This window comes from Desulfonema magnum, from assembly GCF_017377395.1.
GTDB lineage: Bacteria > Desulfobacterota > Desulfobacteria > Desulfobacterales > 4be13 > Desulfonema_C > Desulfonema_C magnum.
Genome location: NZ_CP061800.1, coordinates 2,482,380 through 2,507,750, shown reverse-complemented (window position 1 = coordinate 2,507,750; position 25,371 = coordinate 2,482,380). Strand labels below are relative to the sequence as shown.

Annotated in this window: 13 protein-coding genes and 1 tRNA gene; 5 read left to right on the top strand and 9 right to left on the bottom strand. The window is 45.8% G+C overall.

Translation table 11 applies throughout. The annotated features are described in order from the left end of the window. Positions 1-870 precede the first annotated feature (870 nt). Complete coding sequence (locus dnm_RS10100; RefSeq protein WP_207682531.1) at positions 871-5,151, bottom strand: methyl-accepting chemotaxis protein; 4,281 nt, start codon at positions 5,149-5,151, stop codon at positions 871-873. Between the two features lie 468 nt (positions 5,152-5,619). On the opposite strand from dnm_RS10100, the gene dnm_RS10095 reads away from it, so the two are divergent. The 4 genes from dnm_RS10095 (at position 5,620) to dnm_RS10080 (ending at position 8,533) form a co-directional block, all read left to right on the top strand. Further along, on the top strand, positions 5,620-6,282 hold the full coding sequence (locus tag dnm_RS10095) for an adenylate kinase (protein WP_207682530.1): 663 nt from the start codon (positions 5,620-5,622) through the stop codon (positions 6,280-6,282). A 427-nt stretch (positions 6,283-6,709) separates the two neighbouring features. Beyond that, positions 6,710-6,919: a 30S ribosomal protein S21 gene (gene rpsU / locus dnm_RS10090; protein ID WP_207682529.1), complete on the top strand. Its 210-nt coding sequence runs from the start codon at positions 6,710-6,712 to the stop codon at positions 6,917-6,919. 154 nt (positions 6,920-7,073) lie between these two features. Next, positions 7,074-8,366, top strand: coding sequence for a bifunctional folylpolyglutamate synthase/dihydrofolate synthase (locus dnm_RS10085; protein WP_246556281.1), 1,293 nt, complete (start codon positions 7,074-7,076; stop codon positions 8,364-8,366). Positions 8,367-8,457: 91 nt separating this feature from the next. Beyond that, positions 8,458-8,533: transfer RNA gene (locus dnm_RS10080), tRNA-Arg, on the top strand. 12 nt (positions 8,534-8,545) lie between these two features. On the opposite strand, the gene rsgA is transcribed toward dnm_RS10080, so the two are convergent. Continuing rightward, positions 8,546-9,613, bottom strand: coding sequence for a ribosome small subunit-dependent GTPase A (gene rsgA, locus dnm_RS10075; RefSeq protein ID WP_207682528.1), 1,068 nt, complete (start codon positions 9,611-9,613; stop codon positions 8,546-8,548). 450 nt (positions 9,614-10,063) lie between these two features. On the opposite strand from rsgA, the gene dnm_RS10070 reads away from it, so the two are divergent. Next, the gene (locus dnm_RS10070) at positions 10,064-10,309 is read left to right on the top strand and encodes a P-loop NTPase family protein (protein ID WP_207682527.1); all 246 of its coding nucleotides are present in this window, start codon (positions 10,064-10,066) and stop codon (positions 10,307-10,309) included. A 323-nt stretch (positions 10,310-10,632) separates the two neighbouring features. Here dnm_RS10070 and dnm_RS10065 read toward each other — a convergent pair whose 3' ends face one another. The 7 genes from dnm_RS10065 to dnm_RS10035 all read right to left on the bottom strand — a co-directional run bounded on the left by dnm_RS10065 (position 10,633) and on the right by dnm_RS10035 (position 25,051). Next, positions 10,633-11,031, bottom strand: a complete 399-nt coding sequence (locus dnm_RS10065) for a response regulator (protein WP_207682526.1) — start codon at positions 11,029-11,031, stop codon at positions 10,633-10,635. A gap of 132 nt (positions 11,032-11,163) precedes the next feature. Then, positions 11,164-13,653 (bottom strand): response regulator, encoded by a 2,490-nt coding sequence (locus dnm_RS10060; RefSeq protein ID WP_207682525.1) that lies wholly within the window; start codon positions 13,651-13,653, stop codon positions 11,164-11,166. Positions 13,654-13,656: 3 nt separating this feature from the next. Next, the gene (locus dnm_RS10055) at positions 13,657-15,348 is read right to left on the bottom strand and encodes a response regulator (RefSeq protein WP_207682524.1); all 1,692 of its coding nucleotides are present in this window, start codon (positions 15,346-15,348) and stop codon (positions 13,657-13,659) included. Continuing rightward, on the bottom strand, positions 15,329-17,248 hold the full coding sequence (locus dnm_RS10050; RefSeq protein WP_207682523.1) for an ATP-binding protein: 1,920 nt from the start codon (positions 17,246-17,248) through the stop codon (positions 15,329-15,331). Before dnm_RS10050 ends, dnm_RS10055 begins: the two co-directional genes overlap by 20 nt. 409 nt (positions 17,249-17,657) lie before the next feature. Continuing rightward, complete coding sequence (locus dnm_RS10045) at positions 17,658-19,646, bottom strand: ATP-binding response regulator (protein ID WP_207682522.1); 1,989 nt, start codon at positions 19,644-19,646, stop codon at positions 17,658-17,660. A gap of 259 nt (positions 19,647-19,905) precedes the next feature. Next, a complete protein-coding gene (locus dnm_RS10040) occupies positions 19,906-21,231 on the bottom strand; it encodes an HDOD domain-containing protein (protein WP_207682521.1) in 1,326 nt (441 codons plus the stop codon). Between the two features lies 1 nt (position 21,232). After that, positions 21,233-25,051, bottom strand: coding sequence for a response regulator (locus dnm_RS10035; RefSeq protein ID WP_207682520.1), 3,819 nt, complete (start codon positions 25,049-25,051; stop codon positions 21,233-21,235). Between the last annotated feature and the right edge of the window lie 320 nt (positions 25,052-25,371).

The window sequence follows — 25,371 nt, the reverse complement described above, 5'->3', positions numbered from 1 at the left end:
TTTCGCACTCCGGATAAGCCAGTTCCGAACGGGGCCGGAGTGCAAAAATTCTATTTTTGCGCATGCGAAAAAGCATTTTTCGCACTTCGGATAAGGCAGTCCCGAACGGGGCCGGAGTGCAAAAATTCTATTTTTGCGCATGCGAAAAAGCATTTTCCGCACTCCGGATAAGGCAGTTCCGAACGGGTCCGGAGTGCAAAAATTCTATTTTTGCGCATGCGAAAAAGCATTTTTCGCACTCCGGATAAGGCAGTTCCGAACGGATCCGGAGTGCAAAAATTCTATTTTTGCGCATGCGAAAAAGCATTTTTCGCACTCCGGATAAGCCAGTTCCGAACGGGGCCGGAGTGCAAAAATTCTATTTTTGCGCATGCGAAAAAGCATTTTTCGCACTCCGGATAAGGCAGTCCCGAACGGGGCCGGAGTGCAAAAATTCTATTTTTGCGCATGCGAAAAAGCATTTTTCGCACTCCGGATAAGGCAGTCCCGAACGGGGCCGGAGTGCAAAAATTCTATTTTTGCGCATGCGAAAAAGCATTTTTCGCACTTCGGATAAGGCAGTTCCGAACGGGGCCGGAGTGCAAAAATTCTATTTTTGCGCATGCGAAAAAGCATTTTTCGCACTCCGGATAAGGCAGTTCCGAACGGGTCCGGAGTGCAAAAATTCTATTTTTGCGCATGCGAAAAAGCATTTTTCGCACTTCGGAGAGAACACTGATGAACCTGTTCAGCCTTAACTCAACAGCATTGGTCGAAGGGGGGAGGCGTTTCGACAGGCTCAACGAGTAGCTTCCATTTACCCGCTCCCTGAGCTTGTCGAAGGGGAAGGGAGATCACACAACGAGCGGTTTCGCATCTTAATTTCAAATCTCAATACGCCTCGAACTCACTGTCATCAGATTTATCAATATCTAAGTCGAGACTCTTCCCGCGTTTCTTTTTGTAATCAGCATAGCCATTAGTAACCGAATTCGCTGTTATTCTGTCCCGGGCCATTGCTTTATGTGAAGATGTCTCCCTGCCTCTCTTCGCAACTGGCTGAGAAATCTGAGATGACTGGTTCCGGGAGAAATGCTGAGTTTTCCGGTCTTCTGTTTTGAAGAATGCCGCCATTTCCCGCAGACGATGAGCCTGCCCAGAGAGTTCCTCACTGATTGAGGCCATTTCTTCAGTCGCGGAAGCATTTTGACCGATGATCTGATCAAGCTGTATGATGGCTTTGGTGATCTGCTCAATTCCAGTGGCCTGCTCCGTGCTTGATGCGTTGATTTCCCTTATGAGTTCGGAAGTCTTTCGTATACTCGGCACAATATCACCAATCAGCCTGCCTGCTTTTTCGGCAATCTCCACACTGACACCTGAGAGTTCTCCGATCTCCTGTGCAGCGGTCTGGCTTCGCACCGATAGTTTGCGAACTTCCGCTGCCACCACTGCGAATCCCCTCCCATGTTCACCTGCCCTGGCTGCCTCAATGGCCGCGTTCAGGGCCAGCAGATCGGTCTGGCGGGCAATTTCCTCAATGATGCTGATTTTCTCCGCAATGGTCTTCATTGCCCGGACAGTCTCAGCAACTGCTTTGCCTCCCTCAGACGCGTCAGCCGCGGATTTTTCAGCGATAACAGCCGTTTCTTTTGTATTATCTGCTGTCTGTGACACGGTGCTGTTTATTTCCTCCATGGATCCGGATATTTCTTCAACACTCGAAGACTGTTCTGCCGCGCCCTGGGAAATCGTCTGAGCGCCCGCGCTGATCTCCTGGCTGCCCGAGGCGACCTCTCCGGCGGCTTTCTGGACATTTATAGCGATTTCGGTCAGGTCCCGGACCATCTTTTGCATCGCTGCCATGAGTTCGTCCTGTTCCGAGCGTTTTCCGACCGTTACTCTCAGATTTCCTTTGGCAATTTCTCCGGCAATGTCTGTCACTTCATTTGTCACATGAATAAGCAGATTCAGATTTTTCTTGATTTCATTGAAATCTCCCTTGTATTCCTCAGTGATCTTATTCGGAATATCACCGCTGCTGATTCTGTCCACATAGTCCGCGGCAACTTTCATGGGCGCGGTCAGGGCATCAAGGGTGTTGTTGACACCTTCCACCACTTTTGAAAAATCTCCCTTATGCCGGGATATGTCCGCCCTTGTGTCGAGCTTTCCCTCGGTCGCGGCCTGAGCCAGCATATTTGTGTCGTTCACCAGGTTCCCGACCGCTATCACGGTTTCTTTCAATGCCTGTCCGATCTTTTTGAAATTTTCTCCGATGACACGGGTGTCCTCATCTGTGGCAGCTTCCTCAATATCAATATTCAAATCTCCGGATGCCAGCTTGCTCAGATTGGCGATGAGTTTTCCAACCTCAGTTTTCTGATAATCAGCTTGCTTCTGAGCAAGGCGGGCCGCCTGTTTTATGGCTGTCTGATCCATAATAATTTCAAGGCCCCCGATGATTTTGTTCTCTGCATTTTTTATCGGAACACCTGTGTATGAAATATCAATGCACCTATCCCCCGCGTAGGACTGTGTTTCAGAGCTGATTTCACAGTTTTGTTCCATACATCGGCCTGTGGCGCATTTTTCGGTCCGGCAGTCAGAGGTTCTGAAGTGATTGTAACATTTGCTTCCGATGAGCATGTCTTGTGCAACTCCCACCAATTTTGCTCCCGCGTTGTTGATATAGAGAATGTTAAATTCCCGATCAATAATAAATGAGGGGGCCGGCATGGCATCCAGATGACCCATAAGGGAGTCAATAATTCTGTTCACCCCTTCGATGATTTTTGCATATTCCCCCCGATGCTTTTCTGCTTCAGCACGAATAGTGAGTCTGCCCTCCACCGCATTTTTGGCAAGCATATCCGCCTCAGTCACGAGCGACTGAATGTTATCCTTCATCAGCATCAGCCATTCATGGATCTGGTCATCTTCCGAAGCCTTTGCCATTGCAGCGGTCATATCTCCGTTGGCAATTTTCGTGACATATCCGATGAGTTCCGTCAGCCATTCATGGACTCCGTTCACTGCTTTCTTCATCTCCTCATGATCGCCTTTGCAGTCAATTTCCACCTTTTCCCGCAGATTTCCGCCTCGGATCAGACGAAGCACCCGGTTGCCTTCGGTAATGGGCAGAAGAATGGCGTCAAGCATCTCATTAATACCGCTTACGACATCTGCATATGCGCCCCGGAACTGCGCCGGATTTCCGCGCACAGAAAGCTCGCCCTGTTTGGATGCCTGGGTCAGCCGGACCAGTTCTTGTTGCAGACCTTGGAGCACAGCCGCGACATTGTTCACAGCCTGCTTCATTTTTTCGTGATCCCCCTTGTAAGTTTCGGTGATCACTTCGTCAATCTTGCCTTCGGAAATATGCGCCAGAACCCGGTTGCCTTCGGTAATGGGCAGAAGAATGGCGTCAAGCATCTCATTAATACCGCTTACGACATCTGCATATGCGCCCCGGAACTGCGCCGGGTTTCCGCGCACAGAAAGCTCGCCCTGTTTGGATGTCCGGGTCAGCCGGATCAGTTCCTGCTGTAGCAGTAGTAAGATATCCTTAACATTACGCATACTTTTTGCCAGCACATCGTTCTCGGAGCGAATGTTAATCTGCACAGACAGATCCCCGTCAGCAATGCGCTGGGCAGCGGTCGCCTGCTCGCTCACAGCGTCAATACATTGGTTCAGATTATTCTTAATATCGTTGAAGTCTCCTTTGTATTCATCGCTGATTTTTTCCGGGATGTCTCCTTTGGATATCCGTTCAATATACTTTGCTGTCAGATTAATCGGGGCCACAAAGGCATCTGTCAGGTTATTTACACCGGCGATAAGTTCATGCCAGCCGCCGGTAAAGGATTCTATATTCGCACGGATATCCAGTCTGCCTTCCTGAACACCATCCGTCACAGACCTTATTTCACCGATAATCTCATGAAGCCTCTGTATCATCAGGATAAGAGACTGACCAAAGATATCCTTGTCCGAAAGAATGTTTATTTTTTCGTCCAGGGTACCGTTGGCAATCTGTTCGACAATTCCGGCCCTGTGACCTAATATTTCCACCATGTTTTTCATATTGCCCAGGAGGTTGCCGATTTCATCCTTGGTGTTTATCTGAATATCAATGCCCAGATCGCCCTCAGCCACCGCTTTTGTGACCTCCATGGCTCTGGCAATCCCTTTTTTGACAGGTATCACAATCAGCATGGCAAGAACGATGCCTGCGGACAGGGCAATGACAGCGATGACACTGATAAGGGTGATACTTTTGTTGTCGGATGCCACGAGTCCGGGACCGAGTTCGTCCTGAACAGCTTTGATAGAAAGCCTGACCTCATCAATAGTTTGGGTAATGTTCGGTCCGATGCGGTCCAGGGTCTCTGTGATAATCTTATTCCGATCATTAATTATTTTCGACAGATCACCGAAACTCCGCGTGTAATCGTCCTTTGCCCGGGCCACGGTGTCTAACTTCTTACGCCACTCTGATTTTTCTATTTCCTTATCCAGAATACTCAGTTGTTCCTCCATCCTGGCAAATTCCGCATGAACTCTTTCCGCGGTTTTTGGGTCGTTTGTATCAAGGAACTTTGCCATATAAAGCCGTCCCAGAAGCAAATGCTTTATGGCCAGACCTGTATGGTATGATATATTCACATCCCCATCTTCAGAGGCTGAAATCATAATTTCTGTCAGTGTGCGTTCCATCAGAGGCCCCCTGACATTGAGTATTTCATTGACATTCTTGTTGCGTTCATTTTTTAATTGAATGATTTTTTGAAATGCTGAATGATACGTTGTATAAGCGATATTCACTGCGCTGATTTTCGCCACACGCTCAGGAGCCTGAATCTCTTTGTTTGCTTTTTCCAGTACGTTTTCCATATTACTGTAATAAGCTTCATATTCCTTGAGACTGTTTTCACTTCCTGAAAGAATGTAATTCTTTGCCTGAAAACGTGTCATGAGCATATTTACCTGAAGATTGCCAATCAGCGCGGTGTCACGCGCCATTTCCCGATAATTTATAAAACCGTCTGATGCTTTGTTCAGGGCGTTATAAGCAATCAGCCCCACTGTAAATAGCAGCATCAGTATTCCTGAAAAACCAAAAACAATCTTTTTCACCAGACTCAAATTCTTAAATTTTTTTAACATTGCTAACTTCTCCTTTGCCGGCCGACCTGTTTGTAAATTGGGAAAAAATATTTATGAACAATGGAAATCTGTCCCATAAAAAATGCGGATTCTTTGAGAGAAATGTCCTGAAATTCGGTTTTTTCACAGCAGAATATATGGAATGATTTATCTCCTCAGACTCTGTCCGGTTTACTGATAATTTAAAACAGATTTATAATTAACTATCTTGAAAAGCAACATTTTTTTGATCTAAATTGAACAGGCGGAAGTCAGACTTCGGTTTTCAAATGCGCGGCCCCGGGATGCTGTGACAAAAAAGCCTCTCATCCGGCAGGCTGAAAAGATAACAGCTTTGGAAAGGCAGCAGAATCTTCATTTTTTTTCTTGCAGAATCATTGTGAAATATGCTTGACTCTCAAGAAATAGTTAAGTATATCCGATAACAAGAATTATCAACATACTAATTTAAGGAAAGGAAAAGATTAGATGAACATTTTGTTTTTTGGGCCAAACGGCAGCGGCAAAGGAACCCAGGGCGCTATTTTAAAGGATAAATACAAAATTTCCCACATTGAGTCAGGCGCTATCTTTCGTGATAATATTTCAAAGGGAACCGAGCTGGGTGCCAAAGCCAAGGAATATATTGACAAAGGCGATCTGGTACCGGATGAGATTACGATCCCCATGATACTTGACCGTCTGAAACAGGATGACTGCAAAGACGGATGGCTTCTTGACGGGTTTCCGAGAAACAAGAACCAGGCTATAAAATTGGATGAGGCCCTGAAAGCAGCCAATATGGCCCTTGATATTGTCATAGAAATTATCCTTGATCGTGAAATCGCAAAAAACAGGATCATGGGACGCAGACTTTGCGTGAATGATAACAACCATCCCAACAACATCTTTATTGACGTGATCAAACCGGACGGGGACAAATGCCGGGTTTGCGGTGGAGAATTAAAAACCCGCTCCGATGATCAGGATGAGGAAGCCATTGGCAAGCGTCATGCTATTTATTATGACACGGAGACAGGAACCCTTGCATCTGCTTACTATTTTAAAGGCGCTTCCGGCATCAAATACATCGAACTTGACGGCAAACCAAGTGTGAAAGATGTTACCGCGGAGCTGGTTTCAAAACTTTAACTTTCCGCTCTGTGTACAGGACAAAAAAAGAAACCCGGCTTTTTCCGACATGGCAAGGCTGCCCGTTTTTGGGAAAAAACCCGGGTTTCTTTCCCTCTGCAATTTTTGTCCTGTACACAGCTTTCCGGTAAGCAAAGCCGGGTGATGGTCATGACCATCACCTTTATTGTTCAGGACAAATCCCATTGAACAAATAATGGTCATAATTGTCCGTCAGATCAGACAGAAACCGAGTTTTTTTCAAAAAAACTCGGTTTCTTTATGGGATGTTTACCCTATAATTTTCTGAGTATAAAAAAATTTTCTTGCCAATAACTTTATTTTCAGATATATATTTTGGGTTATAAACAAGATGATAAAATAACCATCTGGAATGTTGAAATATATTATTTTTTTTCATCTGATGGAAAGAAAGGGGCGAGGTAGGTTGAAGGCGATTCAGGTTAAAGTTCTGGATAATGACCTTGAAAAAGCAATGCGCATTTTAAAGAAAAAAATTCAAAATGACGGGCTTTTCAAGCGTCTCAAACTGAAAAAAAGCTACGAAAAACCAAGCGAGTACAGACGTCGTAAACAGCGTGAAGCTTTAAGACGACAGAGAATAGCTGCTTCAAGAAAATACAGATCCCGGGGATAATTTAAGGGAAACTGTTTGTATTTACAGCGCAGACAGCAGCACAAGCTTCAAGGTTGTTTTTTCATGTGTTGGCTCGGCCAACGGGTGATTATAAGAATGAAAGCCTTTTTACCCGGCGGAGATTTTTCATTCTGCCGGGTTTTTTTATGAAGACATGACAGCAATAAAAAATTCTTACAACAACTGTCTCGAGGCCATGTTCGGTCTCAGAAGATTCGGGATTATTCTGGGTCTTGAAACCATCCGAAAGATGCTTGAGGGTCTGGGAAATCCCCAGGAACATTTTAAAAGTATCCATATTGCAGGAACAAACGGAAAAGGCTCTGTTGCCTCTGCTCTGGCTTCGATTCTGCATGCTGCCGGATACAAGGTCGGGCTTTACACATCACCGCATCTTGTAAAATTTAACGAAAGAATATGTGTAAATAATCATCCGATTTCCGATGAGGATGTTGTCACGGCTTACGAAGCTGTGAAAAATGCCGGATACGGAGATCGTGAGCCGACTTTTTTTGAATATGCGACGGCCATGGGGTTTTATGAATTTGCCAGGCAAAATGTTGACTGGGCAGTGATTGAGACCGGTATGGGCGGGCGTATGGATGCAACCAATGTCGTAAAGCCGGCTATTTCCGTCATCACCAACATATCCCTTGAACATCGCTCATATCTGGGAGATAGCCTTGCCCAGATCGCGGGGGAAAAGGGAGGGATTATAAAACACGGGGTTCCTGTTGTAACCGGTGCCAGACAAAAAAATGTAATTTCGGTTTTCGAGGAAATTGCTGAAAAAAAATCAGCACCGCTTTACCGTTTTGGGGATGATTTTCGGGTGAGAAGGGACAAAAGCGGGACATTCACCTATTTTGGTTTTGAAAATACATGGCGCGCCATGCGTACCGGGTTATGGGGAAATCACCAGGTGGATAACGCGGCCCTTGTTCTTGCCACTTGTGAGATACTGAACAAAGGCAAGGCAGATATTCCGTTGCAGAGCATGAAAGACGGGCTTGAGCAAAATCGCTGGCCAGGAAGGCTGGAGGTTGTGTCAGCGTCTCCTTTTGTACTTTTAGACGGGGCGCACAATTTGGTTGCCGCGCAGAATTTGGGGAATTTTTTATCAGATGAGCTGGGAAATCGGAACATAACGCTTGTTGTGGGCATATTGGATGACAAACCATATGAGGCCATGCTGAAATCTCTGCTTCCCGCGTGCCAGAAAGTCATCCTGACCCGTCCTGTCATTGGCCGTGCGTTGCCTCCGGAAACGCTTCAGCCCGTGGCAAAGGAATTTACTGAGGACATAAAAATTATCCCCAATGTGGAAGACGCTGTGAAATATGCCATTGACACAGCCGGGCCTGATGACGCTATCTGTATTGCAGGCTCTCTTTATGTGGTGGGAGAAGCAAAGACAGCCATAAAAAATTATGATTTTCAGACTTGACTTATTTGTCGTTTAATGTTTAAGTACACCAGATTTTGAGTTTGGTGTTTCCCGGAGCATTCAGCACCAACATATCTGTCACCCTCAATATGCGCCCGTAGCTCAGTGGATAGAGCGTCAGCCTCCGGAGCTGAAAGCCGCTGGTTCGAACCCAGCCGGGCGTACCATCCTCCTTATCATTATCTTTTGTTTTTTTTATGCTTCATCACAGTTTTGCACATTTTACCAAATTGCTTGTCTTTTTTCTTTTTTTCCAGATACGACATCTCATAATAGGCAGATTCTTTGTTCATTTTTATATAATTCTGATACCGTTCCCTGGAAATTGTTCCGTTTTCCAGCGCGGCCAGCACAGCGCATCCCTCTTCTTGAATATGAGAGCAGTCATTATAGGCGCATTGCGCTGACAGGGCTTCTATTTCATTAAATGTGTGGGAAAGACCTGTTTCAACACCAAAATTTCCCAGTTCCCGCATTCCCGGTGTGTCTATGATCATGGCACCGTTTTCCAAATGAATTAACTCACGGCGTGTTGTGGTGTGTTTTCCCTTTCCGTCTTTTTCTCTGACAGACTGCGTTTCAAATACTGATTTATCCATGAGATTGTTTAACAAAGTGGTTTTCCCAACCCCTGATGATCCGAGCAGGCAAAAGGTTTTTCTGGGGGTCAGCAATTCTTTTACACTGTCCGGACCTGAATTATCTTTATTGCTGAAAGCTACCACCTGAATATTCGGCATGATGGCATGAATCTCAGCTATTTTTTTTTCGATCTCATCAGGAGGCAGCAGGTCTTTCTTGCTTAATAACACCACCGGATGAATATTGCTCTGATTTGTCATGACCAGGTATCGTTCCAGCCGCCTGAGATTATAATTAAAATCAAGTGACTGCATAATCAGGGCCGTGTCTATGTTGGCGGCAATCAGCTGAAACGCTGTTTTTTTACCTGATGTCTTTCTTTTTAAAAGCGATTTTCTCGGAACAATGTCATGAATGACAGCAAATGTATCCTCATCAAAATACTGCGCCCATATCCAGTCACCCACTGTGGGATAATCCAGGGAAGAATCCACACTGAACATGAGCTTCCCGGTTATTTCCGCGGGCACGTCATTCTTTTCGTTTTTAATGAGATAGCTGTCCTTATTTACAGCAATAACCCTGGCGAGTTGATAATCGGCTGATTTTTCAGGGTCAGTTTTATCCTGAAACCATTTACTAAAACCTAAGTCTTGTATATTCATTGATATATTTCCCATAAAATACCGTGGAATAATTTAAGGCCGGCGTAAGAGTGTGTTTGAAACGTCCTGTAAGGACGGCATATTTGTAACATAAGACTCAGCATCTCAGTTTTCAAACAGGCTCTGACTTTTTGAAAGTTGAAATTTGTTTCTATTCATTGTATTAAAAAAATTTTGATTAAACGTATCAAAATTTTTTATTGAATGAAACAATTATTTTTTATATAATTTTTAAAATGTTAGGCATCTTTCATTTGACAGTTTACACTTTACAACTCGGAAAAAGTGTAAACTAAGTACCTAACCATAAGTTTTCGATATTTGCCCGGAAAAGAAGATGTATAAAAAACTTTTGCTCAGGTACTTATTTTTCAGCTTTTGTGAAGGATGCCAAATGTTATATGGAAAACGTAAAAATGCGTTAATAATTCAAATAAAGGAGGATTACATATGGAAATGGACACAATCGTTTTTGGTAACTATTCTGTGCAGGACGTACTCATTGCCGCGGGAGTTATCATTGCGCTTCTGATATTGATATCAGCCGTGAGAAAGCTTTTTAAAAAAGAGAAAGTCAGCGAACACATTCAGGTTATCCGATGTAAGAACTGCGGTTGGCGGGGACAGGTCAGCAGATATGCCGGCCGGTGTCCCAAATGCAACGAACCTCTGGGTGATCAGTTGGCAAAGCATTAAGAAGAAATGTTCATGATCGAGGTGATCATTCCGGGTCATAAGAATATATTTTCATGGTAAAAGATAAGTATATGACCAAAAATTTTTAAACATTTTTTATAACTGTCGGAAAACTTATGGCCGGGTACTTATTTTTGGTATGTAAAGGGGATGACAAATCTCCCAGTTCCGTCCGGTTCTGTGTGGACGGCTGAAATCACGGTTTTTCAGCCGTTCCCGCAGAACTGAAAAAATGCGGTAATATTCTTACACCCCGGTAATAAAATTGCCGGGGCTGTTCTCAGAAGCTCTCCGGGGCTTTAAATCAGCCCGAATTTAGCAAACTATGTTATCAGACCTAAAGCTCCAATCTCTTCGAGAAGCTTTGCCTTTTGAATCGGTTTGACAATATAGGCTGTGGCTCCTGCTTTGTAAAATGCCTTTACAACGGTTTTCGGATCATCAAGCGCTGTAACCATAAGCACATCCACCTCTTTTGATCCTCTGATGCCCAGCTTTTTTTCCATCTCACGAATCTGCTTCAGAGCCTCCAGCCCGTCAACATTTGGCATCATAATGTCCATACAGATCAGATTATATGGATAATTCTCTTCCCGGGCCAATCTGAATGCCCGAACCGCCTCATCTCCGTCAACAACAATATCGCAGTCTCCATATGGGGAAAGAATCTCCTTTAACTGACGACGTGCAATAAAATCATCTTCGGCTATCAATATTCTCATTGCCAGCACTCCCTTTTATAATTAAAAATTAAAAATTGAAAATTGAAAATTAATGACCGTTCGAAGCTCGGGAACGAGGATGTGTGCAAATTTTTCAACTGCTGAGAATTGATAATTCTCAATTTTCAATTCTCAATTCTCAATTAATTGTCCAAACGCTTTTTCAACCCTTTGGAGTAATGAATCGTATTTTGCAGTGTCCCCCTTTCGGACGGCAAGTTCAAGTCGAAAGACCTCGTCCACCATCTTGGACGCAGACATATCAGAAGCCATACTTTTTAGTTTATGTGCATGGTACTCTGTTAAATTTTCATCTTGGGATGAAATCGCCTTCCTCAGTAATTCGATCTCAAGCCTTGTCCGCTCTTTGAGTTCGGAATTCAACGCTTTTTTTAAGATTGGTTGTTCTGATGCTTCCCGTTCTCTGCTGGGAAGAAATTTTTCGATAATTTCTAAAAGTTCCTTTTTGTTTATCGGTTTTGAGATATGATCGTTCATACCTGCTGCCAGACACGCTTCTCTTTCATTTTTAAAAGCATGAGCAGTCAGAGCAATAATCGGGATGCCTGATATCTCAGACCCGGGGTGTGATGTCCGGGTGTCCGGTTTATCGGTTTCTGACTCCTTTTTTCTGATTCTTCTTGTGGCTTCAAGACCGTCCATTACCGGCATTCGGATATCCATGAGAATAAGATCAAAATGCAGGCGATCCAGCACCTCCAAAGCTGCTTCTCCATTTGAAACAACAGACAGCTTATAGCCGTTTTTGTTCAGGATGTTTGTAACCAGTTTCTGACTGGTCAGATCATCTTCAGCTAAAAGAATTCTGATATTATTTTTAAACTGCTCCGGAAAATCTGATTCAGTGTTTTTGGTATTCTTTATTTCATAGTGTCCATTAACGCTTCCTCGGTCTGAGATTAAAAAGGGAACTTTCGATTGCAGACTCAGAGGAACAGTAAAACAAAAGGTGCTTCCCCTGTCAACTTCGCTCTCCACCCATATGCGGCCTTCCATGAGTTCCACCAGTTTTTTAGAAATGCTCAGGCCAAGTCCGACCCCTCCGTATTTCCTGCGAATAGAGCCATCCACCTGGGAAAAGCAATCAAAGATGCTGTCCAGCTTATTGGGCGGAATTCCGATTCCGTTATCTTTTACGGAAAAATTAAGAAGCACACTGTCCCCCTTTTTTTTTACCAGAGTGACCTGAACGAAAATCTCTCCTTTTTCGGTAAATTTGATGGCGTTTCTTACCAGATTTACAATAATCTGACGCAGACGATCCGGATCTCCCACAAGATGGTCGGGAATATCCTCGGAAATATCATACCTCAGCCCCAGGTTCTTTTCCGTTGCCTTCAATTTTACAGGGGCAATGGCTGATTTAATCACCGAACAGAGGCTGAAGTCAATAAGGTTTATCTCCAGTCTCCCGGCCTCAATCCTGGACAGATCAAGGGCCTCATTCAGCAGGTGCAAAAGGGAATCAGCGGAATATTTCGCCAGCGTAAGATATTCTGTCTGCTTTTCGTTTAATTGCGTATCCAGGGCCAGTTCCAACATCCCCATGACACCGTTCATGGGTGTGCGAATCTCATGGCTCATATTTGCCAGAAATTCACTCTTGGCTCTGTTGGCAGCTTCGGCCTGCTCCCTGGCTTTGATAAGCTCCGCGTCTGCCCAGTTTCGTTGAATCGCGACAGCATAAAGCACCGCGAGGCGTTCGACCACCTTCAGGTCATGATCATCATAATTCCGGTCCGAGTTGGCAAGGGCAATTTGCCCTACCAGTTTCTCATCCGTCTGCGCGGGAGCAGATAAAAATCGCCGGATCGGTATATGCCCCATGGGCGTGACCGAAGCATCCGGGAGGGATGGCGGTGTGTTAATCAGTAAGGGATTTCGATTGTTCAGGACCCATCCCCATAATCCCTCGAATGTTTTAAAGACAATATCTCTGCCAGGTTTCTGGGAAAGATCCCGGGGATCTCCGCTTACGGCAGGACAGATCAGATCTCCTGTTGACGGATGAATGTAGCCCGTGTAACCATGGTTGCTGCCTGTAAGACGTTTGGCTTTGTCAAGTATGAGGAACGAAATGTTTTCAATTGTCAGAGATGAGATAAGCGCACCGGACAGTTCCGCGATGGCTTCGTTTACAGATGCTTCCCAGGCCAGGTCCTTTGTCCTCTCCTTTACCGCATTCTCCAGCAGCTGTTTTTCTCTGCGCAGGAGATCTTCTGTCTTTTTGATCCGAAGCATGACATTGACCTGACTCACCAGCTCGGCTCCTCCGATGGGTTTGGTCAGAAACGCGTCCGCCCCGATATCCAATGCTTTGATACGGCTCTGGGTATCCCTTCTGATCCCGGTAAGGATGATAATGGGGATATGCTTTGTCTTTTTGTCGGATTTCAGTCTTTTACAGACCTCAAATCCGTCCATGACAGGCATGCTGATATCAAGCAGAATCGTAACTGGTTGTTCTGATTTTGCTTTTTCTATACCCTCACGACCTGACTGAGCAATGATAACACTGTAATCGGGAATATATTTTTTCAACAACTCAGAATACAATACCAGGTTTTCTTTCATATCATCAATGATTAGAATTTGTTCCATGGTTCAGTTCTTTCCTCTGTCCAGAGCCCGCCGAATTGTCCTGGCAATTTCGCTTTTAAGCAGAGGTTTCATCATATACTCCCGAATCCCCATAGCTTTGACGCTTTCCTCTGTAATTCGTTCACTGAATCCGCTACAAAGAATTATCGGTATATCCGGACGGATACGCATAAGTTCATCCGACAGCTCCACCCCGGTCATATCCGGCATGGTCATATCCGTGACCACAAGATCAAAACGTTCCGGATGGTTGCGAAAAAGCTCCAGCGTCTCCGCACTGCTGGTCAGGCTTGTAACATGATAGCCTAATTCCTCGAGTATCTGCTTTTCCACATCAATGATCTGTTCTTCATCATCAACCAGAAGGATATTTTCAGTGCCTGTGGGAACCCGGGCTTCGTCGGATATGAGACTTGACGCGACCGGTTTGCCCGTAGCCACAGGCAGATAAATGTGAAATCTTGATCCTTTGCCGCATTCACTCTCAACAGTGATGTGGCCGTTATGATTTCTGACGATTCCGTGTATCACAGAAAGCCCCAGTCCGGTCCCCTCTCCGGTGTCTTTGGTGGTAAAATACGGATCAAAAATTTTTTCCATGATTTCACTTGTCATACCATGACCTGTATCGCTTACAGAAAGTTTCAGATACAGACCCGGGGCCATACCCGGAAGCAATGTGATGTTTTCACGAGATGGCAGATGGGTCTCATTCAGCGTCACTTCCAGCACACCGCCTTTTTCACGCATGGCATGATACGCATTGGCACAGAGGTTCATTATTACCTGATGGATCTGTGTAGGGCTGGCGAACACGGGGCCGCACTCATTATCTATGTGCTGACGCATCTCAATGGTTGTCGGCAAAGTGGCCCTGAGCAGCTTTAATGCCTCTTTAATGATGGATTGGATATTCAGACGTCTCTGTTTCATATCACTATGACGGCCGAACGCCAGAATCTGACGGACCAGATCTTTGGCACGATGTGCGGCCTTGAGAACACCTTTGAGATTGCTTCGGACAGGGCTGTCTTCAGGCAGATTTTTTAAGGCCATTTCAGTATAACCCATTATAGGAAAAAGGATATTATTGAAATCATGGGCGATTCCTCCTGCCAGTGTTCCGATGGCTTCCATCTTCTGAGACTGGCGGAGCTGGGCTTCGGTCTGCTTGTGTTCAGCCATCTCTTTTTTTAATTTTTCATTTGCTATCTCCAGAGCGCACTTACGCTCCTCAAGTTCCGCGGTCCTGTTTCTGATTTCCCTCTCCAGATGTTCACGATATTTCCGGTTCTCCACCAGCAGCCTGGCTCGTTCCAGGGCTTTACAGACAGCGTGTTCCAATACGGCCATGTCTTGTATCGGCTTGAGTACATAATCCCAGGCTCCCAGTCGCAAAGCCTCAATAGCGTCTGTCAGCACACCTGTTCCGGAAACCATAATTACGGGCGTCTCCGGGGATTCTTTACTCATAGCAGCCAGAACATCCAGACCGTCCACCTTTGGCATACGCAAATCTACCAGTATGATATCAGGTCGTTCCCGGCGGAACACTTCCAGCCCCGCGCGGCCATCCTCTGCTTCAAGCGTAATAAAACCGCTGTCTTCCAGATAAGCGGCAATACTTTCACGTACAAGAGGCTCGTCATCAATGATCAGGGCGGTTACGCCGGGTTCAGTGATATTCGTTACCATTGGGATTCTCTCCTCTGTAAATGGGCAGACGGATAATAATTTTTGTCCCCTTGCCCTGTAGCGATTCTGCGGTCATCGTGCCTTTATGGTTATTGTTAATGATAAAATAGGAAACTGAAAGCCCCAGACCAGTACCTATTCCCACTGTTTTTGTGGTGAAAAAAGGCTCAAACGCGCGTTTGCAGTTTTTTTCATCCATTCCCGGGCCGTTATCTTCCACTTCAATACAAATCATATCACCGTCCTGATAAAGACGCAAGATGATACATGGTAGGGTGGTGTTATCTTTTTTATCTGTCATTGCCTGAGCCGCGTTCCTGAGCAAATTAAGGATAACCTGCTCAATCTCCGTGGGCACACAGAAAATTTCCGGCAAATCAGGCTCGAATTCCCGGACAATCCTGATGTGCCGAAAATCGTATTTTTTTTTCAGGTCATAGTCATGGGCCGCGAGCGACACAGTTTTGTCAAGAAGTTCTGCCAGACGGACCTGTATCAGACGAGATTCACCCGGCCGGCTGAATCGCAGCATATCATTAATGATATTTGCCGCTCTTTTGCCGGATGTTCTGATACCATCCAGGAATTTTATGATTCCCCTCTGTTCCATGTAAGCCTGAATTGTCCTGAGATCAGTCCCGCATTCCCGGGCAACCTCCATATTTTTGGGAAGTTCGGAAGAAATACGCCGTGAGATGTTTTGGGCGCTCTGAAGAATCCCCCCCAGAGGGTTGTTGATTTCATGCGCCATTCCCGCGGCCAATCCTCCCACAGACATCATCTTTTCACTCTGAACAAGCATCTCTTCAAGGCGGACCCGTTCTGTCACATCATCCATCCTCAGTATGACACCTTTCACGCCGTTGGCAATCAGGGGATAAAACATGATATCAAAATAATGGGTATCTCCGTTCAGCCGGGTCATCACTTTGGCGGCTTTCTGGGGAGTCTTTGATATCATGGCGCTGTTTATTTTTTCTATATGTTCTTTTAGCTGAGGGAAGAAGTTTTCCATTCTCTGTCCCCTGGCCTCCTTCGCAGATATGCCGGTAATTTTTTCCGCTTCAAAGTTCCAGTACATCACACATTTTTCCTGATCCGTTCCCACCAGAACAGAAGGCATTGAATTGATGATATTATTGAGATAATTTTTTACTTGTCGGAGTTCATTTTCGGCGTGCTTACGTGCGGCAATATCCCGAATCAGATTTACCCGCATTTTATTGACTGCATTGACGACTTGGTCAAGTTCATCCGGATAAGAGCCGTGGGAATGAGGACGATTTAAGGTCAGAGAATGATCCAAATGATTGAAATCAATCTGCTGGGAATATCGGGCAACAGTTTTCAGATGGCGCGCAATAAGATATTGAAAAATAAAAATGATAAACGCGGATACGAGAAAAGTTTTAACAGCCTGGGTTCCCAAAATCACCAATATTTTCCCATGCAGACGCTGATACACCCCTTCTAAAGTAGCGGCAACATATAACGTGCCAATCCGGGGGATATTTTTCTTTTTATATACTAGCGGAAACTGATGAGAGATCACATCGTTTTTTTTATGCGCCTTCCCAATTGTGGTCAGCGGCTCGCCCTGTTCCGTCCGTATTTCCAAATATTGTATATCCGGCAACCGCAATATCCCGTTCAACTGAGCTTCGGTAAGCTGATCATCATAATGCCACAAACTGTTTGAAAGGCCCGGAACATGACTGGCCCCGATCTCCTCCAACCTTTCTTCAATAATGCCCACATCATTCCGGTAATCCAAATATAATTGAAACGCAGTGTCCAGAATCGTAAAAAAGGAACTGAATAGCAGAATATAAAAAAGCAGACGGTAAGCCAGGGGATGCTCCCGATATCTCAGGGGATGGGAAAATATTTCCGATAACATATCACCTCGTTGGTTATTATTCTTTTTTTCTCCGGTTTCAATAACACCGTCTTAATCTCCCTGTTCTTTTCTTTGGCGATAAGGCAGTCCTGCAAAGGTCGTGATGAATCCCGTTCAGTCCCCTGATTATCGGGACACTGAATCTCATTCATCACTGCTTGTGCAGGACTGCCGGCTATAAATTTCAAAAGGTCTTTCCAATCTTTCCGGCTTTGGGAAATTTTTTCTGATTATAACGGATTCGGGGGAGGCCCGCGAATATGACATCGGATTTAAGGATTTACCGGATATTCCGGGCAGGGACATCCGTTTCATCCTCCTGTCCGCTGTCATATCGCCCGATACCGCGGAAAAAACCCCGGGCCTCCCCAAAATCCGTTACAATCAGAATTTTTTATATGTCTGTTGATCAGGTTCCCCCCTTATCCCCCAGGGTCCGTCGTATGGCCCTGGCAATTTCGCTTTTGAGCATAGGCTTCATCACATATTCATCAATACCAATGGCCTTGGCTTTTTCCTCCGTGATGATCTCGCTGAATCCGGTACAAAGGATTATCGGAATATCCGCTCGGATATCCATCAGTGCTTTGGACAGTTCCACTCCTGTCATGCCGGGCATGGTCATATCTGTGATAACAAGATCAAAATTCTCTGGTTTCATTCGGAAAAGATTCAGGGCCTCTGAACTACTGGTCAGCGTCGTGACCTCGTAGCCCAATCGTTGTAACATCAGTTTTTCCATTTGAACAATCTGTTGTTCGTCGTCAACCAGTAAAATGCGTTCTCCGTTCCCTAACAGAAGCTTTTCAGATACTGGTTTCTGTTCGGTCGGCTCTTTTTTAACCAGAGGCAGACAGATATGAAAGGTTGTTCCCATGCCAGGTTCACTGTAAACAGAAATATGCCCTTTATGGCTTTTGACAATTCCATGGACAACAGAAAGCCCCAGACCCGTCCCTTTCTCCATTTCCTTGGTTGTAAAATAGGGATCAAAAATTCGTTCCACGGTCTCGCTTATCATGCCATGTCCTGTGTCGCTCACACTGAGTTTCAAATATAATCCGGGTTCAATATTGGAATAATAGATAGTCTCATCCGCTCCGAGTTCTGTCTCTCCCAGGCTCACCAGCAGCACGCCTCCGCTTTCAAGCATGGCATGATAGGCATTTGTACAGAGATTCATCATAATTTGGTGTATCTGGGTGGGATCTCCCATGACAGACCCGCATTTCTCATCAATGTTCTGTCTGATTTCAATGGTTGATGGCAATGATGCTCTCAGCAGTTTGAGCGATTCTTTTATGACAGGCTGAATTCTCAGGGGCCTGAGTTCCTGGTTGCTTTCACGACTGAAGGCAAGAATTTGCTGAACCAGATTCCTTGCCCGGTCCGCGGCCTTCAGAACCTGCATCAGATTTCTTTGAGCCGGACTGTTTTCAGGAACTATATCTATGGTCATCTCAGTGTATCCGAATATGGAGAAAAGAATATTATTAAAATCATGGGCAATCCCTCCGGCCAAAGTACCAATGGCCTCCATTTTCTGGGCCTGACGGAGCTGGGTCTGAAGCTTGGCCTTTTCCTGGTCCGCCTTTTTCCGATCCCGAATGTCACGGGCAATGGTCAGCATGACTGTTTTTCCGGTATATTCGATGACGCGGGCGCTGACTTCAATGGGGATGATTTCGCCATCCCTGGATTTATAAGCTGTCTCAAAGATCAGATGCCCGAGTTTGCGTAATTTTTCAGTTCGCTCCGACACAAAAGGTAGCTGTTCCGGACTGATGATATCCCTCACTGTCATTTGCAGCAATTCCTCACGACTGTAACCGAGATACTCGCAGGCGATTCGGTTGACATCTAATATCTGTCCGTCAAACTCACGAACAAAAATAGCGTCAGACGCGTTGTTAAAGAGAATTTCATACCGATTTTCAGCCGCTTCCAATTGCTCAGTTCTCTCTTTGACAGTCCCCCTGAGTTTGTCTCTCTCCTCTCGAAGAATGTCTTCCGCTTTCCTGATGCGCAGCATGACTTTTATTTTGGCGATGAGTTCATCATTATGAAAGGGCTTGGTGATGAAGTCATCCGCGCCGGCCTCCAATCCATTTACTTTTAATTCAGGCGTTGTCTCGTGAGCAGTCAGAAGAATCACCGGTATTTTGGCTGTGGTCCTGTCTGTCTTGAGACGCTGGCACATTTCAATGCCGTCCATACCGGGCATCTGAACATCTATCACTGCAATATCAGGCGGGCTTTTTTTCACAAGTGCCAGTCCTTCTTCGGCACTTTGTGCAGTGATGACACTGCACTCAGTGAAGTATTCCATGATGAGTTGCTTCAAAACGAAGAGATTATCCCGTTTGTCATCAACAGCCAGTAAGACAGACTTATTCATTGTAGTTTCCTTTCCAAAGTACTCTTTATTTTTTGAGGGTGAGTGAAGCCAACCCCACCGGACATTCCAGGTGTTTTATTCTCGGACCGAGTTTGCAGCCCTGCTGAACTCCATTTTGCCGGACGGGGTTGCAAACCCTGTCCGGCAATGCTGCAAAAAATTACAACGTCCGTGCAACAAAAAATCCCGTGCGCCAAAGGCGAGAAACTCCGTTTGCCAACGTCCTGTAAAAGAAAATCCTGCCCGGCAAGGGACAGAGTCATGTCTTTTTCACATCAAGGTTAAAATATTCCAGAAGCCCTCTTAATCTGAGTTCTTTTAAAACACCGGGAAGAACACTGGCAATATCATTATCTGAAATTATTTCTTTTATAGCCTCTGAAGAAAAATTAAATTCTCCGGTTCTCGGAGAGGCTGTTATTCCCAATAATCGGCTGATTCCGCAGCCTAAATGCGTGAACGCTGCCAGGCACGGACGGCCCCTGGTGCCCGGTGCCGGAGCTTTATAAGAAGAAACCGCAGTGACAATATGTTCAGGCAAATTCCACTCTGAAAGAATAAGTCCTCCTAATTTATCCCATTTTATGTCGCTTTCAGTGAACTTATTCGGGCATGAAGCGTTCAGGAGCATAAAACTGAAGGCACCGATACCATGTAACATCCCTGTTGAAAAAGCATCTTCTCTGAACTGATGCGGCATCCCGGATGCCAGATATCGGGCCGTCACCGCGGCGGCCAGGCAGTGCCGGGATACCATGGCTTCTGAGATATGAAAATTGTCAGTAAATGGCTCAGATTGCCGAATAAGGGATGCCAGCATGCAGATTCGTCGGAACTGTCTGGAACCCAGAACCGCCAAAGCCTGTTCACAAGATGAAATCTTACCCGGAGAACCGTAATAAGATGAGTTCGCGAGCCGGAACACATGCATGCTCAGTATCAGACAGCGGGAAATCATTCCCCGAACATTTTTCCAGTTTGTTTCGGGTTCGTGAACTGCTTTCATAAGATTCCTGGCCCATGTCGGATTAGGCTTCAGCATTTCGAGTTTTTTCCCAAGTATTTTTATGAGACCTCCGAGGTTTTCAAAACTTCGGAGGTCTTGTGTTGATTCGGGATGTCTTCCTGATGATTCCACTTTTATCTGTCCCGTGGCAATATCAAGCGTAACACGACGTGAGACTTGACCGCCAACTGATGTCCTGAGAATCGGAATACCTGCTTTTTTCAATAAATCTGTCACCGCCTCAGCGTTCCTTCTGCCGATATTAAGCCCACTGTCATCTGTGACAAGTGCGCCGCCGCCAATGACCTCGGCTTTCAGGTGTTCCGGCCGTGCGCCGTATCTGATCATTTCTTTGATAAGCATGGGAACCCCGGTGTCAGCAAAATATGCGTTCCGGTCACTTTTTCGCGAGCTGTTTCTGCGTCCCGGGAGCACCACATGGAGCATTCCGCCCAGATAATGTTTCTCATCATACAATACCACGGCCACACATGACCCTGTTATCGTGATAAGTTCCAGTGTCTTGTCCGCTGAAACCCGAAGCTCGCCAACAGGGACAAATTCGGATCGGAGTGCCATGTCAGCGCATCCATTTTTTGATAATATTTGTTAATGACAAAGGGCTGATGGGCTTGGACAGATAGTCCTCACATCCTGCTGCCAATACTTTTTCCCGATCACCTCTCATGGCTCTGGCAGTCACTCCGATAACAGGAATCTCATCCGTGGACGGATCCGCCTTGATTTGCCGAGTTGCATCCAGACCACTTAACACGGGGAGTTGCACATCCATGAGAATCAGTCCGGGATGAAATGTCTTTGCCGCTTTCACAGCTTCCTTTCCGTCTCCTGCTGTGATATATTTGTAACCGGCCTCATCCAGTATGGCGCTGATGGTCAGCAGGTTGTCGGGGTTGTCCTCCACAATCAATATAATGTTGTCCGCGTCTTGTGAGGTTAAAGACAGCTCAGACTCGGATAATATGTCCGCCGCGGGATCGGGAGGCTCCGGTCCTGTCCGGGTTTCAAGAAGCTTTGTAACGCATGCCACAAGCTGGTTCCGGTTCACCGCGCCTTTCTGAATGAGCTGCTGGATATTATTATGCTTTAAACGGGAACGATCCTCGGCCGTCAGCTCTTTGGCAGTGAGAATCAGCACAGGCAGTGTGGCTGTTTCAGAGGTTGAGCGGATCTGTTCCAAAACCTGAAATCCGTCAACTTCGGGCATCATCAGATCAAGAACCACGGCATCCGGCACTTCTTTTTCAACACATGCCAGAGCCTCGGTTCCGCCAAACGCCGTGCGAACTTCATAGCCCTTTTCTTCCAGAGCCGAGCGGATTTGCAGCATTGCCACTTCATTATCTTCCACCACCAAAATAAGGGGCGGTCTTTCCTCAGGTCCCGATGCCGGGAAGGGCAGATTTCCTAATGCCTTCTCAATTTGTCGGAGCAGTTCTTCTCTGTCCATTTTTCCCTTTGTGATAATGCGCTCCATGGCGTGTTCCAGACGATAGCGGTCTTCCCGTGTGAGTTCTTTGGCAGTGAGAATGATCACCGGAATATCCCGGGTCAGCGGTTCCTGACGAATTCGGTCCAGAACCGTGAATCCGTCTGTTTCCGGCATCATCAGATCCAGAATCATAATATCAGGGGGAGACGCAAGCGCCTGAGCAATGCCCTGCTTTCCGTCCGAAGCGATATCCACCAGATAGCCTCTTCCTCCCAGAAGGTCTTCCAGATAATTACAGACAATGGGATCATCATCCACAACAAGAATGCGATATACTTTCCGGCTGACAGCGACCTTTTGAATCTCCGATAAGAGGATATGGCGGTCTATGGGCTTTACCACATATCCCGAGGCACCTAATGCTGTGCCAGTTGCCCGGTCATCACTTACAGAGATAATAATCACGGGAATATCTGCGGTTTCCCGGGAATCTTTGAGCCTTCGGATAACTTCCCATCCGTCCATTTCCGGCATCAGAATATCAAGTGTGATGGCAAAGGGCCTGAGTTTACGCGCAAGTTCTATGCCTTTTCTCCCGTTTCGAGCCGTGACCACATGATAACCAGATTCGGTGAGATAGTTTTCAAGAAGCATACATATCTCTTCATCATCATCAATCACAAGAACGGTCCGGCTTTGAGATTCAGGCCCGAGGGGCGGCAACTGAAGATTTTCTTCAATAGCCGGCACGCGGTTCTCAAGCATTTGTCTGTCAGCATCTCCTTGTTCATGAAAATGCAGAGGAAGGGTCAGCGTAAACGTGCTTCCCTGGCCTTCGGCAGATTCGACCGATATTTCTCCGCCCAGGAGATTCGCCAGTTTTTGGCATATGGCCAGGCCCAGGCCCGTGCCTTCGTGTTGTCTCGTGCTTGACCCGTCCAACTGACGGAACTCATCGAAAATATGTGCAATATCCTCCTTTTTAATGCCAATCCCGGTATCCCTGACGCTAAAAGATATGATATCCCGGGATCGCAGAATTTGAACCTCAATTTCACCGCTTTCAGTGAACTTCACCGCATTGGAAAAAAGATTCAGTAATATCTGATGTACTTTATCTTCATCAGAGTACATGATCAGTCCCTTGCCGCCCCGGATGCGTGTTCCGAGTCCTTTCTCATCGGCCAGGGGCTGAATAGTTTCCAAGACACGTTCAACTGCTTTTCGGGAATCAAACTCGGTCTGATAAAGGTCCATCCTGCCGGCCTCAATCTTGGACAAATCCAGAATATCATTGATCAGAGAGAGCAGATTTCGGCCATTGCGTTCAATAACGCTCAGATATTCTGCTTCCTGGTCCGGGTCTTTCCCGGTTCCCCGTGCAATCATCAGTTGTGACAGAGCCAGAACACTGTTCAGCGGCGTTCTCAGTTCGTGGCTCATATTGGAAAGGAACTCCGACTTGAGACGGTCCGCCTCCTCCACCTGGGAACGCTGGGTTTCCAGCTCCAATTTCTGTGATCTCAGTTCTTCGGCCTGCGCCTGCAATTCCTCTGACTGCGCCTGAAGTTCATCATTCATGGCCCTCAGTTTTTCGTTGCTTTCGTTCAGTTCGTCGCTTTTAATCTGTAATGATTCGTTCGCTGTCTGGGCAGATTTTAAAAGTGATTTGATTTGCTCATTCTGAGAAGCCGTGTAAAGGGAGATGGAAATGATTCGGGCCGCGGCGCTGAGAAACTCTTTTTTTACTTTTCCGATCTCTTCAAAAGAAGCGATTTCCAGGACCCCGCATAATTCTTCCTCATAAAACAAAGGAAGGGTATAAATGTTTTTCGGAGGCTCGCTTACAGTCCCGCTGTTCCCCACAGCATCTTCCCGTGTTATGTTTTTCAGCAGGATAGGCTTTTTTTCAACCGCGACCTGACCCACAATGCCTTTGCCGAGTTCAAATTTATTGGAAAGCTGTTTTCTTTCAACAAAGGCAAATGATGCTTTTAATTCACACAAAGCCTGTTCTTTGTCATAGGTATAAATGGCTCCGGCGCAGGCATCCGCATACCTTGAGACAAAATTGATTCCCTTTGTCAGAAGCTCATCATAAGAAGGCGTGCCGGACAATTCCTGATTCAGATCATTGAGTCCCTCTCCGAGCCAGAACTGGTTTTCCAGCTTTTCAATGAGTTTGTTAAAATGCCATGCCATTTCTGTGATTTCGTTTTTTCCGACGATCTCCGCTTTGGCGAATGCCCCGGTTTTCGTGATTTCAGACATGGTGTCCCTGAGGGCCGTGACACTGAAAAGAATGCTCCTTGTCAGCAAAAAGGCGATGACACATGACAATAAGGCAACCAGGCTGATAATCACAATTGTAAATTTAACACTGTCATCCTGAACACCTGTTGCATTTTTCATAAATCCGTCAGCTTTGTTTCTGGCGTAAAGCGTGAGTTGCAGCATCTTTCGTTCCAAAAGGGAAACATAGTCCGCTCCTTTTTCCATGGTGATCAGCGCAGCTGCTTCCTTATTCCCCTTACGGACCAGCCTGATCACTTCCTCCCTGATGGGTTTCCAACCTGAGAACAGTTTCCGGGTCTCTTTTTCCAGTTGCTTTCCTTGCTCTCCTAATATCTGCTTTTTTATGATATCAAGCTGTTCATAGACGATATCCTCTTCTGAGCGAACCGCGTCTGTGGCTTCATATAATTCCATATCTGAGTTGGAAAGGGAGACATCCTTCATGCTCCTGTGCATTTTGATGACTCCCATACTGGCTCTCAGTGCCGCGTTGGAGACTCGGAGAGGGTGATTATACAATATGGATGTCAACTCACTCAGTTTGTTCATTTCTGAAATTAAAGAGACGCCAAATGCGACAAAAAGAATCACCAGCAATGCAAACGCAGATAACAGTCTGCTCTTAATCGTTATCCTGTTTAACAGTTTCATTGGTCTTCCTCATAATTTGATAAGTTTCATTGCCGAACCTTGCTGCCGGACGGGGTTTACAACTCTGATTGCCTTAACATCCCTATAGCCGCAACGCTGTTGACTCAGGCAATTCTCAACGGATCCGGAGTGCAAAAATTTTATTTTTGCACTTGCGAAAAAGCATTTTTCGCACTCCGGAGAATAAGCTTTTTTCGCACTCCGGAGAATAAGCATTTTTCGCACTCCGGAGAATAAGCTTTTTTCGCACTCCGGAGAATAAGCATTTTTCGCACTCCGGAGAATAAGCTTTTTTCGCACTCCGGAGAAAAAGCTTTTTT

Coding starts and splice junctions, on each gene's coding strand:
- dnm_RS10055 (WP_207682524.1), bottom strand. CDS start 15,348: ATGGTAACGAATATCACTGAACCCGGCGTAACCGCCCTGATCATTGAT.
- rsgA (WP_207682528.1), bottom strand. CDS start 9,613: ATGAATATACAAGACTTAGGTTTTAGTAAATGGTTTCAGGATAAAACT.
- dnm_RS10070 (WP_207682527.1), top strand. CDS start 10,064: ATGGAAATGGACACAATCGTTTTTGGTAACTATTCTGTGCAGGACGTA.
- dnm_RS10035 (WP_207682520.1), bottom strand. CDS start 25,051: ATGAAACTGTTAAACAGGATAACGATTAAGAGCAGACTGTTATCTGCG.
- dnm_RS10065 (WP_207682526.1), bottom strand. CDS start 11,031: ATGAGAATATTGATAGCCGAAGATGATTTTATTGCACGTCGTCAGTTA.
- dnm_RS10045 (WP_207682522.1), bottom strand. CDS start 19,646: ATGAATAAGTCTGTCTTACTGGCTGTTGATGACAAACGGGATAATCTC.
- dnm_RS10040 (WP_207682521.1), bottom strand. CDS start 21,231: ATGGCACTCCGATCCGAATTTGTCCCTGTTGGCGAGCTTCGGGTTTCA.
- dnm_RS10100 (WP_207682531.1), bottom strand. CDS start 5,151: ATGTTAAAAAAATTTAAGAATTTGAGTCTGGTGAAAAAGATTGTTTTT.
- dnm_RS10085 (WP_246556281.1), top strand. CDS start 7,074: ATGACAGCAATAAAAAATTCTTACAACAACTGTCTCGAGGCCATGTTC.
- dnm_RS10095 (WP_207682530.1), top strand. CDS start 5,620: ATGAACATTTTGTTTTTTGGGCCAAACGGCAGCGGCAAAGGAACCCAG.
- dnm_RS10060 (WP_207682525.1), bottom strand. CDS start 13,653: ATGGAACAAATTCTAATCATTGATGATATGAAAGAAAACCTGGTATTG.
- dnm_RS10050 (WP_207682523.1), bottom strand. CDS start 17,248: ATGTTATCGGAAATATTTTCCCATCCCCTGAGATATCGGGAGCATCCC.